We start from the raw sequence: 17,229 nt of genomic DNA on the forward strand, positions 1-17,229 counted from the left end.
CAGGCTAACAGCCCGCCGGTCTCTTGCAGCGTGGACGACCGGTCGGCCACGGCACCTGATGCGGGACGGTGTGCTTGGCAGGAGGACGGCGGGGTAGGCCGAACGGGTGCAGACGTTCCTGCCGCGCGCCACCTTCGGCCGCAGCGCCGCCACCCTGGACACGCGGCGGCTCGGCAAGCAGCGCGTCGAGACCCTGCAGATCCTGCGCGCCCTGGTCTGGCCCGAGTACGGCTGGAAACGGCACCCGGCCGTCCTCATGTGGCGCGGCTTCACCCCCGCACTGGTCGCCTACGGGCTGGCCGTGTGCGACGAGTGGCGACGCCGAGGCCACCGGGACGGCACGCGCGCCGTGCTCCTCCCCGGCCCATCGGTCGGCCGCATCCCGACCGAGGCCGACATGGACGCGATGCTGGCCGAGGCGACCGACCCGAGGAAGGTCCGCTTCTTCCGCCGCGGCCAGCCCCTTCCCCCTCCGACCAGCCGTTTCACCCTCGAGCTCGACTTCGGCGAAAAAAGTTCCGCGGACGTGTCGATCCGGCGCAACCCCGTTCGTCGCTCTAGTAAGACCACCGAGAAGGGGAGCTGAGATGACCACCACGGCCGACACCCGCACCGCCACCGCCACCGCCACCACCGCGACCGCGACCGCCGCCGCCGTCACGACCAAGCGCAACGACCTGGTGCTCGCCGCCTTCCGCATCGTCGTGTCGTTCCTGTTCGGCTGCCACGGCCTGCAGGGCCTCGGCTTCCTGGGCGGTATCGACGGCCAGGGCACCGCGGTCCCGTTCGGCTCGTGGCCGGGCTGGTACGGCAGCGTGATCGAACTGGTCGGCGCGGTCCTGGTGCTGGTGGGTCTGGCGGCACGCCCGGCCGCGTTCGTGCTCTCCGGTGTGATGGCCTACGCCTACTTCACCGTCCACCAACCGGAGGCGCTGCTCCCCATGCACAACATGGGTGAGCTGGCCGCCGTCTACAGCTGGGTGTTCCTGCTGCTCGCCGCCTTCGGGCCGGGCGCCTTCACGGTCCAGCGCGCCCTCCGCAGGCAGACCGGCGAGTAAGCACGCCGACCGGAACTCCCGACGGCGCACCTCCACCCAGGAGGTGCGCCGTCGGCGTGTTCAGGTGACGAACGGGTGGGCACCCTCCGGACATGGCGGAGACCAAGGTGAAGTACCCCGGTCTGACCGACGAGGTCCGACCCACCCCGGACCACGGCGAGGCGACCTACCGCGGCACCGGGCGGCTCATCGGCAGGAAAGCCGTCATCACCGGCGGCGACTCCGGCATCGGCCGCGCCGTCGCCCTCGCGTTCGCCCGCGAAGGCGCGGACGTGCTCATCTCCTACCTGGAGTCGGAGGAGAAGGACGCCCGCGACACCGCCCGACTCATCGAGGACGCGGGCCGCACGGCCGTCGCCGTCCCCGGCGACCTGGTGGACGAGTCGCAGTGCACGGCGGTCGTGGCACGGGCCGTGGAGGCGTTCGGCGGGATCGACATCCTGGTCAGCAACGCCGCGTACCAGATGGCCCAGCCCGACGGCCTGCTCGGCATCACCACCGAGCAGTTCGACCGCGTGCTGAAGACGAACGTCTACGCGATGTTCTGGCTGTGCCGGGCCGCCGTACCGCACATGGCCGAGGGCTCGACGATCATCACCACGTCGTCCATCCAGGCGTTCCAGCCGTCACCGCAGCTCCTCGACTACGCCACCACCAAGGCGGCGATCGTGAACTTCACCAAGGGCCTGGCGCAGAACCTCGCCGACCGGCGCATCCGGGTGAACTCGGTCGCGCCCGGCCCGGTGTGGACGCCGCTCATCCCGGCCACCATGCCGCCGGACTCGGTCGAGGGGTTCGGCGAACAGGCCCCGCTCGGCCGCGCCGCCCAGCCCGCCGAGCTGGCGCCGCTCTACGTCTTCCTGGCCTCGTCCGACTCCAGCTACATCACCGGCGAGGTCATCGGCGTGACCGGCGGCTCACCGATCACGTAAAACCGCTGGTCAGGGACTCGCTAAAAAATCTTGGAAAAATCTCGGCCCGCGTGTCGATTCCGGCTGCTCCCCGTTCGTCGCGTCAGTAGAGGCCAGGATGGACCGGCCGATGAACCGACAGGGAGAACACAATGCGTTTCATGGTGATCGTCAAGGCCAACGAGGACACCGAGGCCGGCGTCATGCCGAGCGAGGAGATGCTCAGCGCGATGGGCGCCTTCAACGAGGAGCTGGTCAAGGCGGGCGTGATGCTGGCCGGCGAGGGCCTGCACCCCAGCTCCAAGGGCGCGCGGGTCTACTTCTCCGGTGACAAGCGGACGGTGGTCGACGGCCCGTTCACCGAGACCAAGGAGCTGATCGCGGGGTTCTGGCTGCTCGAGCTGAAGTCGATCGATGAGGCGATCGAGTGGGTGAAGCGGGTGCCGAACCCGACCGGCGAGGAGTCCCAGATCGAGATCCGCCAGGTCTTCGACCCCGAGGACTTCGAGAACGCGCCGGAAGGGCTCGTGGAGCGCGAGCGCGAGCTGCGCGCGGAGTTCGACGCCCGAGCCAAGGCCGAGCTGAACCAGAACCGCTGAACCGGGGGCTGCTCGTCCCTTCGCCTTGCCGACGCGCATCGGTAGCTGATCTGATCCCAGGTCGTGGCAGCTACCGATGCGCGTCGTGCGGTCGAAGCGGTGTGGCGGATCGAGTCCGCCCGCCTGATCGCCGGACTGGCGCGAATGGTGCGGGACGTCGGCCTGGCCGAGGAACTGGCCCAGGACGCGATGGTCAGCGCCTTGGAGCAGTGGCCGGAGCAGGGCATCCCGCGCAACCCCGGCGCGTGGCTGATGACCGCCGCGAAGAACCGGGCCGTCGACATCATCCGGCGCAAGCAGAACTACCGGCGCAAGCTGGAGGAGATCGGCCGGAGCACCGAGTCCGACCACGTGCCGGACGCGGGGGCCCGCGTCGGCGACATCGACGACGACCTGCTGCGGCTGGTGTTCACCGCCTGCCACCCGGTGCTGTCCACTGAGGCGCAGGTGGCGTTGACCCTGCGGATGCTGGGCGGGCTGACCACCGACGAGATCGCCCGCGCGTTCCTGGTGCCCGAGTCGACGGTGGCGCAGCGGATCGTGCGGGCGAAGAAGACGCTGGCCAAGGCCGGTGTCCCGTTCGAGGTCCCGGCGGAGGACGAACGGGACGCCCGGCTGGCGTCCGTGCTCGGCGTGATCTACCTGATCTTCAACGAGGGCTACTCGGCCACCGCGGGTGACGACTGGATGCGCCCGGCGCTGTGCGAGGACGCGCTCCGGCTGGCCCGCGTGCTGGCCGGCCTGATGCCGCGCGAACCCGAGGTGCACGGGCTGGTGGCGTTGCTGGAGATCCAGGCGTCCCGGGCCAAGGCCCGGATCGGCCCGAACGGCGAACCCGTGCTGCTGCTGGAGCAGAACCGGGCGCGCTGGGACCAGATGCTGATCCGCCGCGGCCTGGCGGCGTTGGCGAAGACCGAGTCGTTGGGCGGCGCCGGCGGACCGTACGCGCTGCAGGCGGCCATCGCCGCGTGCCACGCGCGGGCACGCGTGCCGGAGGACACCGACTGGACCCGGATCGCCGGCCTCTACGAGGCGTTGTCGCTGGTCGCGCCGTCACCGATCGTGGAACTGAACCACGCGGTGGCGATCGGGATGGCGTTCGGCCCGGCGGTCGGGCTGGAACTGGTGGACGAGTTGGTGGACGAGCCCGCGTTGAAGGACTACCACCTGCTGCCGAGCGTGCGCGGCGACCTGCTGGCCAAGCTCGGCAGGCACGCCGAGGCGCGGGCGGAGTTCGAGCGGGCGGCCGGGCTCACCCGCAACGAACGGGAGCGCAAGCTGCTACTCGACCGCGCCGCCGCCTGTGTTTGATTGCCGCTGCTCCGCAGACGGCGGGCTCGGTCGCCCGGGAGGTCGGCCGCTCGTCGCCACCGACGCGCCTCGATGTCAACCGGAACGCACGGCGCCTCGGAGGGTTCGTGCCCCGCAGTCGGCAGTCCGGGGCCGTGCGACGATCTGCACCGGCTCGAACCGGCTGGGCGCACCCTGATCGGAGTAGAGATCGACGGAGGTCATCGAATGCTCGCGTCCTGGTACGACCGGCAAGGCCCGGCGGACGACGTGCTCGAGGTCGGCGAGCTGCCCGATCCGGCGCCCGGTCCCGGCGAGGTACGGGTGCGGGTGACCGTGTCGGGCGTCAACCCCGGTGACACCAAGAAGCGGCGCGGTTGGCTCGGTTCGTCGATGCCCTTCCCGCGGGTGGTCCCGCACAGCGACGGGGCCGGTGTCGTGGACGCCGTCGGCGAGGGCGTCGACCACGTCCGCGTCGGGGAGCGGGTGTGGGTGTACGGCGCGCAGTCGTACCGGCCGTCCGGGACGGCGGCCCAGTACACCGTGGTGCCCGCGCACCAGGCCGTGGCGCTGCCCGACCACGTCGGTGACGAACTCGGGGCGAGCCTGGGCATCCCCGGGATCACCGCGCACCGGGCCGTGTTCGGCGACGGCCCGGTCGACGGGCGGATCGTGCTGGTGCACGGAGTGCTCGGCGGGGTCGGCTCGGTGGCCGCCCAGCTGGCCGCGTGGGGTGGGGCCACCGTCATCGCGACCGTGCTGCGCAGCGCGGACCTGGCCCGGGTGGATCCGTCCGCGGTGTCCCACGCCGTCGCCCTCGACCAGCCCGACCCGGCGGGAGCGATCCGCGAGCACGCGCCCCGGGGCGTGGACCGGGTCGTCGAGGTGGCCATGTCCGAGAACGCCGACCTGGACGCCGCGGTGGTCGCGAACGACGCCGTCATCGCCGCCTACGCCACCCGCGCGGACCGTCCGGAACTGCCGTTCTGGCCGCTGCTGTTCGCCAACGTGACCCTGCGCCTGCTCGGCAGCGACGACTTCTCCCCCGAGGCCAAGCAGCAGGCGGCCCGCGACCTCACCGCGGCGGCCGGCGCCGGAGCCCTGTCGATCGCGGTCGGTTCCCGATACCCGCTCGCGGAGATCGCACCCGCCCACGACGGTGTGGACGCCGGCAGCCGTGGCCGCGTCCTGCTCACCATCCCCGACTGACGGTTCAGCCGCCTGCCTCGGCGACGGCCTTGACGTGCTCGTTGCGGCTCCTGATCAGCCGGGGCATGTAGCGGTCGAGCACGGCCAGCTCGGCGACGGTTCCGAGCGGGCCCAGCGGTGCGGCGAAATCGACGACGTCGCGCATCACCGTGCCGCCGCGCCCGTCCGGCTCGAAGTGGTGGGCGTGGTGCCAGCGCTTGAACGGGCCGCGCACCTGTTCGTCGACGAAGTACCGCGGCGGGTCGAATACGCTGATCCGGGAGGTCATCCGCCAGCGCACGCCGAAGTGCGTGGCCTGCCACGTGACGGTGTCGCCGGATCGGAGCCGGCCGGAGGTGATGTCGCCGACGGCCTGCTCGGCGGCGTCGGCCATGGAGGCGGTGTGCACCTCGACGTCCAGCGAGATGTCGAAGACCCGCCGCGGTGGTGCGGCGATCGGGGTGACGACCTCGAAGCGCGTCATCGGCCGACCCTACGACGGGAATCGGCTCGGCAGGCGGACATACCGTTCGCCTGATCACCTCACCCGCGAAACAGCGGGCGCGGAGGGGTTCGGAGAGGTAGGAATTCGACCATGAACGAACCCGCCCACCTGGCCGCGACCAGAGCGTCCTACGACACCGTGGCCGAGACCTTCGCCCGGCGGGAGGACTTCGGGCTCGGGCACCGGCCCCTGGAGCGCAGCCTGCTCGCCGCCTTCGCCGAGCTCGTCCCGGGCGGGCGGCCGGTCGCCGACATCGGGTGCGGTCCCGGCAAGATCACCGCGCACCTGCACGAGCTCGGACTGGACGCGTTCGGCGTCGACCTGTCGCCCCGGATGATCGAGATCGCCCGCCAGGCCTTCCCCCACCTGCGGTTCGACGTCGGGACGATGACCGCGCTCGACATCGCCGACGGCGAGCTGGGCGGCATCGTCGCCTGGTGGTCGATCTTCCACACGCCGCCCGCCGAGTTGCCGGGCGTGTTCGCCGAGTTCCACCGGACGCTCGCGCCCGGCGGCCAGGTCCTGGTCGGCTTCCACGTCGGCGACGAACACCTGCACCCGCTCCAGTCGTACGGCCTCCCGGTGACCTACGACGCCTACCTGCTCCCGCCGGACCGGGTCGTCGAGTGGCTGCGTGAGGCCGGGCTCGTCGTCACCGCCCGGATGCTCTGGGAGGGGGCACGGCCCCAGGCCTGTCTGCTGGCGAACAAGGCGGGCTGACGTGGACTTCGACGGCGGCTGGGACAGCCTGGCGCGGTTGGTGGACGGGCGCTGGGTCGAGCGGCGACCACGGCGGCCGGACGTGGTGGAGCAGCTGCGCCGGGAGACCCGGCTGATGCCGTGGCTCGCGCCCCGCCTGCCGCTGCCCGTGCCGGTCCCCGAGGTCGTGTCGGAGGAACCGTTCGTCGTGCGGCACGTGCTCGTGCCGGGCGAGCCGTTGGAGATCCCCGAACACGGCCACCAACTCGGCCTGTTCCTGCGCGCCCTGCACGACTGCCCGGCCGACGAGGCGATCCGCCTGGGGGTGCCGCGCCGAACGCACCACGAAACCCTGGCACTACGTCGTCTTCGGCCTCGACCACGCCGATGCCGAGATCGTCCGAGAAGGACTGGAGAGCGTCATCAGCCACCTGTCGAAGGAGACCTGACGTGGAGCCGCCGGCATCCGGCCGGGACGCGGACGTGTTCGCGCTCGACGCCGACCGCGTGCTGCACCGAGACCTGCATCCGGATCACGTTCTCCGGCGTCCGCCACGCCCGGCTATAGCCTCGGCACGGTGGAGCTGCGCACCGCCAAACCCGCCGACCTCGACCGGATCGCCGCGCTGGACGACTCGTTCACCACCGACACCGTGTTCGAAGTGGTGGCCAACCCTCAGGGGTTCACGCTGCGCCCCACCCCGGTCGACCCGCCACTGCACAAGGTCTTCCCGCCGGACGACGACCCGGACGGCACGGTGTTCGTCGCCGCCGACGGCCCACGCGTGCGCGGGTTCGTCGTGGTCGACCTGGAGGACTGGCACCGACGGCTGGTGATCCAGCAGGTCACCGTCGCGCCGGACCACCGGGGGCGCGGTATCGGCCGGGCGCTGGTCGACCACGCCTGCGCCCACGGCCGTGAGCACGGCGCGTTGACCGCGTGGCTGGAGACGTCAACGGTGAACGTGCCCGCCGTGCGCGCCTACCAGCGGATGGGTTTCGCGCTGTGCGGTCTGGACACCACGTTCTACCGGGGCACGCCCGCCGAAGGCGAGACCGCCCTGTTCTTCGCCCGCACCCTCTAGGCGTGCCTCCCATATCGGGTAAGCCACGCGGTCACCAACTCATGTCACGCGAGACCTCGACCCACGCGGCGATGACATCCGGAGTCTCGGTGAACAGCACGCGCCACTATGGTGGACCCATGGCGTCGGTCAAGCAGTTCCAAGTCACCTTCGACTGCGCAGAACCCGAGCGCGTCGCTCGTTTCTGGTGCGAGGTGTTGGGGTACGTCGTACCACCGCCACCGGAGGGGTTTGCCACCTGGGACGATTTCGATCGCTCGCTGCCGCCTGAGCGTCAGGGTTCGGCGTTCGCCTGCATTGATCCCTCAGGTGTGGGTCCGCGACTGTTCTTCCAGCGCGTTCCCGAAGGCAAGGTCGTCAAGAATCGGGTGCACCTTGACGTGCGGGTCGGCACCGGGCTCGTGGGTGAAGAGCGCCTCGCCACACTCGAGGCCGAGTGCGCACGACTGGTCGCGCTCGGCGCGGTACGCGTGCAACTGCTGCGTGCCGATGGCTACAACGAGTCGTGCATCGTGATGCAGGACGTCGAGGGCAACGAGTTCTGTCTCGACTGAGGGGCCGCGAACGTGTCCTCGTCCTGTCCCCATGGGCCAGATGGGAGACACCCTCTAGCAGAAGGTGGCAGCGGGCAGGTTCCCCGCCAGGTACGCGCCGGGCGGCACGCCCATCGTGGCCCGGAATTCCGAGGTCAGGTGCGCCTGGTCGTAGTACCCCAGTTCGGCCGCCACCCGTGCCCACTCGCCGCGCTTGCCCCGCGCCACCACCCGGCGCACCCGGTCCACCCGGGCGAACTGCTTGGGCGACAACCCGACCGCCTTGGTGAACAACGTCCGCAGGTGCCGTTCGCTGATGTCGAGCGCCCGCGCCGTCTCCGCCACGCCACGCGTCCGCAGCATCCGCGCCGCCGCGTGCACGAGGTCCGACCGCCCGGGGTCGGCCGACGCGAGCCGGCTCAGCAACGCGGACCTCAACGCGGCCTCGTCACCCACCGGCCGCCCCCACACCTCGCTCAACGGCACGACCTGGTCCACCAGCTCGTCCACCGGAACGTCCAGCACGGCCTGCGCCCGCCCCGGCGTCAACCGCACGATCGTCCGCCGCCCCTCCTGCCCGGTGGTGTACCGGGCCCGATCACGCGGCCCGACCACGAACGCGCCCTCGGACGCCGTGCACAGCACCAGCGTGGTGGCCGTGTCCGGCGCGTGCACGTACTTCTCACCCTCGAACGACTGGACGGCGATCCCGCTGACCCAGCGCCGCAAACGCTCTTCCACCTCCCGGACAACCGCCGAAACTTCCAAGACCTTCCCGGGCGCGGGAAACCAGACTCGTCGCATGTTGCTGATCACGGGTGCCACCGGCACCACCGGCCGTGAAGTAGTCCGCCTCCTCACCGACCGCTCGGTCGCGTTCCGCGCCATGTCGCGCACGCCGACCGGCGACCAGGTACACGGCGACCACACCGACCCGGCGTCCCTGGACCGGGCCGTCGAGGGCGTGGACGCGCTGTTCCTGCTCGGGCCGGGAACCCCCGAACAGGCCGCCTACGACCTGGCCGTGCTCGACGCCGCGAAGCGCGCGGGCGTGACCAAGGTGGTGAAGATGTCGGTGATCCCGGTCGGCCCGGTCGCCGAGTGGCACCGGCCCGGCGAGGAGGCGACCCGCGCGTTCCCGGCGTGGACGTTGTTGCGCCCCAGCCTGTTCGCGTCGAACTCGCTCCAGTGGGCGCCGCAGATCGCCGCAGGCGAGCCGATCCCGAACCCGATGGGCACGACGCGGCTCGGCGTGGTCGACCCGCGCGACTTGGCGGAGGTGGCGGTGGAAGCCCTGCTCGGCGACCACCACGAGCGGACGTACACGCTCACCGGACCGGAACTGCTGAGCGCCCCCGAGCAAGTGGCCGTGCTGTCGGACATCCTCGGCCGCACACTGTCCACAGTAGATGTTCCACTGGACGCACTGCCCGAGGCGTACGCGGAAGGCGTGCGTGCGGTCCGCAGCGGTGACGGCTCGATCCTGTCCGACGACGTTGCCGAAGTCCTCGGTCGCCCAGCGCGCACGTTCGCCACATGGGCCCGCGAGCACTACCCAAGGCCCTGACACAGGACCTCAGCAGGTGTCGGTCGTGTTCCTAACCGGCTTCTGGTGCGTCGTAGGAGAAGTCGTACCCGGCGAAGTCGGTAACCGGGACGTATCCGATGCGCCGGTAGAGGGCGTTGCTGGTGGGGTTGGCCGGGTCCGAGAACAGCACGACGTCCGTCGCGCCCGCGGTCAGCGCGGCCCGGCTCACCTCGACCGTCACGGCGCCCGCGTAGCCACGTCCCCGGAGGTGGGCCGGGGTGTAGACGGGGTCCACCCGGATCATGCCGCCGACCATCGACGTCGAGCCCGCCATGGAGACGGGAGTGCCGTCCGGGGTCTCCCAGAACGTGAAGTGCTTGTCGGCGAAGCGCGAGTCGGCCTCAGCCAGAGGCGCCTAGGTGTCGGATGGCTTCGCGCGCTATGTCTGTCCGCGACCGCACGCCCAGCTTCGCCAGCACGTGTGACACGTGCGTGGCCACCGTGCGGCCGGACAGGAACAGGCGTTCCCCGATCTGCCGGTTGGACAAGCCGGTCACCACCAGCTCGGTGACCTTCAGCTCCATCGGCGTCAGGCTCTCCCACCCGTGCGTGGCCCGCTTGTGCTTGGCGTGCGGGCCGCGCCGGATGCCGTGCACCCTCAACCTGGCCAGCAGCTTGGTCGAGTCCCACTCCGCGCCCAGCTCCGCGTGCACGTCCACCGCGTGGCTCAACGCCGCCCGCGCCGACGACCGGTCGCCCGACGACGCGAACAGCTCCGCCGCCGCCGACAACGCCTTGGCCCGGAACAGCGGACGTCCCGCCACCCGGTACTCGTCGGCCGCGTGCAGCAGCCCCACCGGATCGGCCGACACCAACGCCCGGCAGTAGGCCGTGGACGCCCGCCGGTGCGGCACGTCCAGCTCCGCGGCCAACGCCTCAGCGTGCTCGACCGCGGCCGAAGCGTCCTCGCCCAGCTCGACGGCCAGCCGCACGAAGTCCGGCAGCAGGTCCTCCACCGAGTCCCACCCGGTCAGCACCGACCACGCCTCGCGCACCCGACCGCCCTGCTCCAGCTCCAGGCTCACGGCCAGCGCCAACGGCCCGATCACGTGACCTTCCAGCCCGGTCCCGGCCGCGTCGAGGTGCCGTCGCGCGCCTTCCGCGTCACCCCGGTGCAGGTGGATCAACGCCGCCACACCGTGGTCGCACCGCGACACCATCGGGTGCTTCAGGTCGTCGGCCAGCAGGTCGACGTCGACCAGCGCCTCGTCCCACCGCCCCGCGTCCAGCAACAACTGCCCCAACGCGCTCTGCGCCTGCGCGAGCCGCACGAGGTTGCCGACCTGGTCGGCGGCGTGCCGGACCACCTGGGCGGACGCGATGGCCTCGGCGCCCTGGTCCAGCTCGCCCAACGTCACGGCCTGGTTGATCTGGAGCAGCAGCCGCAGGTCGGACGTCGCGGGCTCACCCATCGCCACCGCCAACGCCCGGTCGAACAGCGGCAACGCCTCGGCCATCCGACCGCGCACCATGGCCACGATCGTGCGCACGTGCAGCGCCCAGCTGGTGGCCCACCGGTCGCCGTCGACCAGCGCCGCACGGGCGAGCCGTTCGGCGTCGTCCAGTTCGCCGATGTCCCAGTGCGCGCGGGCGGCCAGCACGAGCAGCCGCGCCCGGTCCGACGACGTGAGGTCCGGCGCCGCGAGCGCGCGCTCCACCTCCACCAACGTCTCCGCCGAACGCCCGGTCATGCTGCGGCACTGCGCCAACGTCCAGTGCAGGTCCACGAGCGTCCCGTGCTCCAGCCCGGCCAGCGCGACGGCCTCGGCGCCGTGGTGGTCGCCCAGCCGGAACCGCGCCTCGGCCAGGTGCGCCAACAGCACACCGCGCCGCGACCCGGTGTTCGGCGCGGCCACGACCCGGCCGAACAGGTCCACGGCGGCCTCGGGCGCGTGGGCGACGAGCATCGAGCCGTGCGCGACGAGCCAGTCCGCCACCCAGTCGGGCATCCGGTCGTCGGCGGCGAGCAGTTGCCTGGTCACCCGGTCCACGCCCGCATCGGTGTCGACCAGCGCGCGGGCCGCCTCGACGTGCCACGCGCCCCGTGCGGCCTCGGGCACCTCGTCGTACAAGGCGGTGCGCACCAGCGGGTGCCGGAACGACAGGCCGGCCGTGCCGTCCACCAGCACGCCCGCCACGGTCGCCTCCTGCAAGGCGGGCAGCAGGTCCACCACCCGCATCCCGAGCACGGCGGCCAGGTCCGCGACCGGGAAGTCCACCCCGAGCAGCGCGGCGGCGACGAGCACCCGCCGCACGTCCGCGCCGAGGAACCCGATCCGGTCCGCGATCGCGGCGGACAGCGACGGCGGCACGCCCGAGTCGACCAACCGGGCCGCGCCGGTGGCGTCCACCTCGATCGCACCGCCGCGTAACAGCGCCTCGACCAGTTCGACCAGGTAGAGCGGGTTGCCGCCGGCGTCCTCGGCCAGCCGCGCCAACGCCTCGTCCGGGGTGCCGCCGGCCAGCTCGCCGGTCAGCTCGACCACGGCCGTCGGCGCGAGGCGCGGCAGCGCCAGCCGGCTCACGCCCTTGCGCAACGCGGCCAGGTCGTCCCGGCGCGGCAACGGCCGCAGCACGCCGATCAGCAGCAGCGGCAGTTGCGGCACGAGGCCGGCCAGCCGCCGCCACACCGCGACGCTCGCCTCGTCCGCCCACTGGAGGTCGTCCAGGACCAGCACCACGGGCCCGATCGCGCACAGGTCGTCCACGCGCGCCAGCAGGCGTTCGGCGGTGACCGCGGAACTCTCCGACCTGGCCACGGCGAGCGCGTCCAGCAGCGGCAGCAGCGGGAGGGGACGGCCCAGTTCGTCGCCAGCGCCCCGGCACACCCGGAAGCCGCGGGCCGCCGCCGCGTCGCACGCCGCGCGGACCAGCGCCGTCTTGCCGATGCCCGGCTCGCCCTCCACGAGCAGCGCGGTGCCCCGCCCCTGGGACAGGTCGTCCACCAGCGCCAGGAGGCGGCCAAGCTCTCGCTCGCGACCGGCGAGACGCAGTGTGACGGCGCGCACACCGCGAGAATACGACGCTAACGCCAAGTTAACAAGATGTTACATTATTTCGAATTAACCTGATCGTCGCACAGTTATCCGTTTGTTCACGCCGATTCCGCTCCGCGTCCCACCGACTACTGCCACGGTAATCGCCGGAATTCCCCCGACCCCCTGTCGACTGGAGAACGCATGCGAATCGCACGAGTGCTCATCGCCGTCCTGACGGTCGCCGTCTTCACCACCGCAGCACACGTGTCCACCAGCCCGTTCGGCGGAATGCCCTACAACTGACCAGCACTATTCCAACCCGAAGCGACGGTATTCCAACCCGAGTGGTGTGAATAGCGACGAATAGGGGTCGCCCGGACAACGGAGTCCGGCGTTCCCCGTCCGCGGGACGAACTTTCACCCTTCTTGCGCAACGGTCCACCCACTACGCTGCACAACCGTGGCACCCGCCCCGACCCGAGGAGCCGCGCGCGTGGTGCGCTGCGGTGCGGTCGGGCTGTCCACCGGTCTGCTGGCCGTGCTCGCGCACGCGAGCGGCGGCGGTCACCTGCCCTCCCTCCCGCACGTGCTGGCGTTCGCGCTGGCCATCGCGTGGACGTGCGTGCCGCTGACCGACCGCCAACTCGGGTTCACCGAACTGCTGTCCCTGGTCGGCGTGGTGCAGGTGGCCGCACACGTGTTCCTGGCCCTGCTGTCCCGGCAGCCGCACGAGGTGCTGCCGGCACCGTCGACCGTGCTGGCCCACGTGGCGGCCACGGCGATCGTCGTCGCGGCCCTGGCGGGCTTCGAGCAGGCCCTGTTCCGGCTGGCCGCCGCCCTGGCGTCGGTGCTGCCGCGCAGGCTCACCCCGCCGCCCGCGTTCGCGCCGCTGCGCATCCCGATCGCCGCACACCCGCAGCACCCGCTGTCCGAGGTGCTGCGCCGCCGCACGCTGCCCCGTCGAGGCCCGCCCCACTCCTAGGTATCCGCATCTCCCCACCACCGTCCCGCTCCCGGGGACCGGTGGCATCTCCCCATACCTAGGAGCTCTCGCCATGACCGAGTCCTGGCGCGGCCTCGTGCTGCGCTTCCACTTCTACGCGGGCGTGCTGGTCGGCCCGTTCGTGCTGATCGCCGCCCTGACCGGCGTGCTCTACGCCGCGACTCCCCAACTGGAGTCGTGGCTCTACTCCGACCAGCTGCGCGTGCCGGCGTCCACGTCGTCGGTGCCGCTGGCCGACCAGGTGCGGGCCGCCGTCGCGACCCGGCCCGACGACCAGTTGGTGGCCGTCCGACCGGCGCCCGAGCCCGGCGCGACGACCCGCGTGCTGTTCGCCGGTGACGACGACGCGCGGCCGACGGTGTTCGTGAACCCGGCCGACGGCACGGTGGTCGGAGACCTGATGACCTACGGCACCAGCGGCGTGCTGCCGTTGCGCACCACGATCGACGGGATCCACCGCAACCTGCTGCTCGGCGAACCCGGCCGGCTCTACAGCGAGCTGGCCGCGTCCTGGCTGTGGGTGGTCGCGCTGGGCGGCGTGTTCCTGTGGTTCAGCCGCCGCCGCAGTCAGCGGACCAAGCCCACGACCAGGCGGCACGCGATGCTCGGCCTGTGGGTGCTGGTCGGCGCGCTGTTCCTGTCCGCGACCGGGCTGACCTGGTCGACCTACGCCGGTGAGAACGTCTCCGACCTGCGCAAAGCGCTCGACTGGACGACTCCGGCGCTCAGCACGGGCGCGGGCGACCACGCCGGGCACGGCAGCGGCACGACCACGGCGGTGTCACCGGACGACGTGGACGCCGTGCTGGCGACCGCACGGACGGCGGGCATCGACGCGGGCAAGGTGGAGATCGCCCTGCCCGCCACCGCCCAGAAGCCGTGGACGGTGACCGAGGTCGGCCGCGGGTGGCCGTCGCAGGTCGACGCGGTGGCGGTGATGGGCGGTCGGGTCGTGGACCAGGTGCGGTTCGCGGACTACCCGTTGGCCGCGAAGCTCAGCCGGTGGGGCATCGACGCGCACATGGGCATCCTGTTCGGCTGGCCGAACCAGCTGCTCCTGCTGGCCCTCGGCCTCGGCCTGGTGACGTTGGTGGTCCTGGGCTACCGGGTGTGGTGGCTGCGCCGCCCGACCCGCGGCTTCGGCCGTCCGGTGCCGCGCGGCCAGTGGCGGAAGGTGCCCCGGGCGCAGTTGGCGGCCGTGCTCGTGGTGGCTTTGGGCGTGGGCTGGTTCGTGCCGCTGTTCGGCCTGAGCCTGCTGGCGTTCCTGCTGGTCGACGCGGTGTTGAGCACGCGCCGGACCAAGGTGCCCGAGCCGGTTTAACCGGGTGACGGTCGTGCCGGGGGCGGGTTAGCCTGGGTGTATGCGCTTTGGTTGACACCCTGTGCCACCTCCGGCTCGGCCGCTGGCCCGCCTCGCGGTGTGGTGGGCGCTGCCTGCCGACACCGTGCCGATCTACCCGCTGTACGCGCTGCTGTTCGTGTCCACCGGGTTGTCGGACGCGCAGGTCTCGGTGCTGTTCGCGATCTGGTCGACGGTCGCGGTCGTGGCGGAGGTGCCGTTCGGCGCGTTCGCCGACCGGTTCTCGCGGAAGTGGTCGGTCGTCGGGGCCGGCGTGTTCCAGGCCGCCGGCTACGCGCTGTGGACGGTCTTACCCGGCTTCACCGGTTTCGCGGTGGGTTTCGTGCTGTGGGGCGTGGGCGGCGCGATGTCGTCGGGCGCGCTGGAAGCCCTGTTGCACGACGGTCTGGCCGCGGTCGGCGCCGCGGACCAGTTCGGTCGGGTGCTGGGTCGGGTCACCGCGGTCGGCCTGCTGGCCCAGATCCCGGCCGCCCTGCTCGCCACCGTGCTGTTCGACGTGGGCGGCTTCGCGCTGGCCGGGTGGGTGAGCGTGGCGACGTGCCTGACCGCGGCCCTGGTGGCGACCCGGCTGCCGGAGACGCCGCGACCGGAACCGGAGAGGTACCTGGCCGTGTTGCGGTCCGGCTGGTCGGAGACCGTGCGGATCCCGGACGTCCGGCTCGCGGTGCTGGTCGTGGCCATGCTGTTGGGCATCGACGCGTTCGAGGAGTACTTCCCGCTGATCGCGGCGGACTGGCGGGTGCCGGTGGCGTTGGTGCCGCTGGCGACGTTGGCCATCCCGCTGGCCGGCGCCGCCGGGGCCGCGATGGGTGGCACGCGGCGGCCGTTGGGTCTGCTGCTTGGCGGTTCGGCGGTGCTGCTGGGTGCGGCGAGCCTGTTCGGCCACCCGGCGGGGCTGGCGGTGGTCGCGGTGTTCTACGGCTTGTACCGACTGGTGCTGGTGACCGCCGAAACCCGGTTGCAGGAAAGGATCACCGGTGACGCGCGGGCGACCGTGACGTCGGTGGCGGGGCTGGGCGGCGAGGTGTTCGCGTTCGCCGTGTACGCGGCGTGGGTGTTCGGTGGCGTGGTGGGTGTATCGATTCTGGTGCTCGTGCCGGCGTTGTTCCTGCGGCGAGCACTGGGTCGTCCACTCGTGCGGGCGGGAAGAACGGTCCGGAACGCGACCGACCGGAACCGGACAATGCGGTCGTTTCACCACCGTGAACATCGTTGACGCCCGTGGTCCAGACCACACAAACTCGTTGTCATGCGCGGAAAATCGGCCCTCTTAGCCGCCTTGTCGGCGGTCAGCCTGGTGGTCGCGGTGCCGTCCCGATCGTCGGCGGCACCGACCACGTTCACCCACCCCGGAGTGTTGGTGAGCAAACCGCAGTTGGACTTCGTGCGCGACAAGGTGAACGCGAGCGCGCAGCCGTGGCGCGGCGCGTACGACCGGATGATGGCGCACCCGTTCTCCTCCCTGTCCCGCGTGCCGAAACCGCGTGCGGTGGTGGAGTGCGGGTCTTATTCCAACCCCAACCACGGGTGCACGGACGAGCGCGAGGACGCGTTGGCCGCGTACACGTTGTCACTGGCGTGGTACATCACGCGTGACAACCGGTACGCCACCAAGGCGATCGAGATCATGGACGCCTGGTCGGCCACGATCCGGGACCACACCAACAGCAACGCGCCGTTGCAGACCGCGTGGGCGGGCTCGTCGTGGCCGCGTGCGGCGGAGATCATCAAGCACGTGCACGGGAACTGGCCGAACTCCGGCCGGTTCGCCACCATGCTGCGCGACGTGTACTTGCCGGAGATCGTCAACGGGCGGGCCGCGACGAACGGCAACTGGGAACTGTCCATGATGGAGGCGACGCTCGGGATCTCGGTGTTCCTGGAGGACCGCGCGGTGTACGACAAGGCGGTGTCGATCTTCCGGACCCGGATGCCCGCCTTCGTGTACCTGGCCTCGGACGGCTCGCTGCCGAAGGCGCCGCCGGGCAGCGGTATCGACACCCGGGCCGAGATCATCTCCTACTGGCACGACCAGAGCACGTTCGTCAACGGCCTGTCCCAGGAGACGTGCCGCGATTTCACGCACACCGGCTACGGCCTGGCCGCCGCCGCGCACATCGCGGAGACCGCCCGCCACCAGGGCCAGGACCTGTGGGCCGAAGTGCGCGAACGCCTGCGCCACGCCTACGGCCTGCACGCCAAGTACCAGTTGGGCGCCGAGCCCGTCCCCTCATGGCTGTGCGGCGGCTCGTTCAAACAGGCGTTGGGCCCGACCACCGAGGTCGCGTTCAACGCCCTCAACACCCGGCTGGGCATCGCCATGACCAACACCCAGACCTTGACCGAGCGCCAACGCCCCACCGGCACCGACCGCCTGTTCACAGGCTGGGAAACCCTGACCCACGCCTCCAACCCCGCCTAACCCCCGAGAG

General features: G+C 71.5%; 19 protein-coding genes. 15 read left to right on the forward strand and 4 right to left on the reverse strand.

The features are described 5' to 3' along the window. The first annotated feature begins 106 nt into the window (after positions 1–106). The 6 genes from FM051_RS50825 to FM051_RS31530 all read left to right on the forward strand — a co-directional run bounded on the left by FM051_RS50825 (position 107) and on the right by FM051_RS31530 (position 5,067). A complete protein-coding gene (locus tag FM051_RS50825; RefSeq protein WP_202919120.1) occupies positions 107–586 on the forward strand; it encodes an MSMEG_6728 family protein in 480 nt (159 codons plus the stop codon). A gap of 1 nt (position 587) precedes the next feature. Next, positions 588–1,058, forward strand: coding sequence for a DoxX family protein (locus FM051_RS31510; RefSeq protein ID WP_158849757.1), 471 nt, complete (start codon positions 588–590; stop codon positions 1,056–1,058). Between the two features lie 92 nt (positions 1,059–1,150). After that, entirely contained in the window at positions 1,151–1,990 is an 840-nt protein-coding gene (locus FM051_RS31515) for an SDR family oxidoreductase (RefSeq protein ID WP_158849759.1), read from the forward strand. 131 nt (positions 1,991–2,121) lie between these two features. After that, on the forward strand, positions 2,122–2,568 hold the full coding sequence (locus FM051_RS31520) for a YciI family protein (protein WP_158849761.1): 447 nt from the start codon (positions 2,122–2,124) through the stop codon (positions 2,566–2,568). Between the two features lie 63 nt (positions 2,569–2,631). After that, on the forward strand, positions 2,632–3,879 hold the full coding sequence (locus FM051_RS31525; protein ID WP_158849763.1) for an RNA polymerase sigma factor: 1,248 nt from the start codon (positions 2,632–2,634) through the stop codon (positions 3,877–3,879). A 207-nt stretch (positions 3,880–4,086) separates the two neighbouring features. Next, positions 4,087–5,067: an NADPH:quinone reductase gene (locus FM051_RS31530; protein WP_158849765.1), complete on the forward strand. Its 981-nt coding sequence runs from the start codon at positions 4,087–4,089 to the stop codon at positions 5,065–5,067. Between the two features lie 4 nt (positions 5,068–5,071). On the opposite strand, the gene FM051_RS31535 is transcribed toward FM051_RS31530, so the two are convergent. Further along, positions 5,072–5,530 carry an SRPBCC family protein gene (locus tag FM051_RS31535; protein ID WP_158849768.1) on the reverse strand — a complete coding sequence of 153 codons (459 nt, stop codon included), beginning with the start codon at positions 5,528–5,530 and terminating at the stop codon, positions 5,072–5,074. Between the two features lie 111 nt (positions 5,531–5,641). On the opposite strand from FM051_RS31535, the gene FM051_RS31540 reads away from it, so the two are divergent. The 4 genes from FM051_RS31540 (at position 5,642) to FM051_RS31555 (ending at position 7,889) form a co-directional block, all read left to right on the forward strand. Then, entirely contained in the window at positions 5,642–6,271 is a 630-nt protein-coding gene (locus tag FM051_RS31540) for a class I SAM-dependent DNA methyltransferase (protein WP_158849770.1), read from the forward strand. 1 nt (position 6,272) lies between these two features. Further along, entirely contained in the window at positions 6,273–6,818 is a 546-nt protein-coding gene (locus FM051_RS31545) for a phosphotransferase (protein WP_158849772.1), read from the forward strand. Between the two features lie 10 nt (positions 6,819–6,828). Beyond that, entirely contained in the window at positions 6,829–7,335 is a 507-nt protein-coding gene (locus tag FM051_RS31550) for a GNAT family N-acetyltransferase (protein ID WP_158849774.1), read from the forward strand. Between the two features lie 119 nt (positions 7,336–7,454). After that, positions 7,455–7,889, forward strand: a complete 435-nt coding sequence (locus FM051_RS31555; protein ID WP_158849776.1) for a VOC family protein — start codon at positions 7,455–7,457, stop codon at positions 7,887–7,889. A 54-nt stretch (positions 7,890–7,943) separates the two neighbouring features. Here FM051_RS31555 and FM051_RS31560 read toward each other — a convergent pair whose 3' ends face one another. Continuing rightward, on the reverse strand, positions 7,944–8,609 hold the full coding sequence (locus tag FM051_RS31560; protein WP_202919121.1) for a helix-turn-helix domain-containing protein: 666 nt from the start codon (positions 8,607–8,609) through the stop codon (positions 7,944–7,946). A gap of 61 nt (positions 8,610–8,670) precedes the next feature. Between FM051_RS31560 and FM051_RS31565 the strand changes: the two genes are divergently transcribed. Beyond that, a complete protein-coding gene (locus tag FM051_RS31565) occupies positions 8,671–9,435 on the forward strand; it encodes an NAD(P)H-binding protein (protein WP_158849780.1) in 765 nt (254 codons plus the stop codon). Between the two features lie 31 nt (positions 9,436–9,466). Here FM051_RS31565 and FM051_RS31570 read toward each other — a convergent pair whose 3' ends face one another. Both FM051_RS31570 and FM051_RS53325 read right to left on the reverse strand, forming a co-directional pair. After that, on the reverse strand, positions 9,467–9,730 hold the full coding sequence (locus tag FM051_RS31570; protein ID WP_238412790.1) for a GNAT family N-acetyltransferase: 264 nt from the start codon (positions 9,728–9,730) through the stop codon (positions 9,467–9,469). A gap of 67 nt (positions 9,731–9,797) precedes the next feature. Beyond that, entirely contained in the window at positions 9,798–12,464 is a 2,667-nt protein-coding gene (locus FM051_RS53325; protein WP_158849782.1) for a helix-turn-helix transcriptional regulator, read from the reverse strand. Between the two features lie 430 nt (positions 12,465–12,894). Here FM051_RS53325 and FM051_RS31580 point away from each other — a divergent pair, with 430 nt between their 5' ends. The 4 genes from FM051_RS31580 (at position 12,895) to FM051_RS31595 (ending at position 17,219) form a co-directional block, all read left to right on the forward strand. After that, positions 12,895–13,416, forward strand: coding sequence for a hypothetical protein (locus tag FM051_RS31580; protein ID WP_158849784.1), 522 nt, complete (start codon positions 12,895–12,897; stop codon positions 13,414–13,416). Between the two features lie 73 nt (positions 13,417–13,489). Then, entirely contained in the window at positions 13,490–14,758 is a 1,269-nt protein-coding gene (locus FM051_RS31585; RefSeq protein ID WP_158849786.1) for a PepSY-associated TM helix domain-containing protein, read from the forward strand. A 61-nt stretch (positions 14,759–14,819) separates the two neighbouring features. Continuing rightward, on the forward strand, positions 14,820–16,013 hold the full coding sequence (locus tag FM051_RS31590) for an MFS transporter (protein ID WP_238412791.1): 1,194 nt from the start codon (positions 14,820–14,822) through the stop codon (positions 16,011–16,013). Positions 16,014–16,046: 33 nt separating this feature from the next. Then, complete coding sequence (locus FM051_RS31595; RefSeq protein ID WP_158849788.1) at positions 16,047–17,219, forward strand: alginate lyase family protein; 1,173 nt, start codon at positions 16,047–16,049, stop codon at positions 17,217–17,219. The last annotated feature ends 10 nt before the right edge of the window (positions 17,220–17,229 follow it).

Source organism: Saccharothrix deserti, from assembly GCF_009769385.1.
In the GTDB taxonomy this organism is placed as follows: Bacteria; Actinomycetota; Actinomycetes; order Mycobacteriales; family Pseudonocardiaceae; genus Actinosynnema; species Actinosynnema deserti.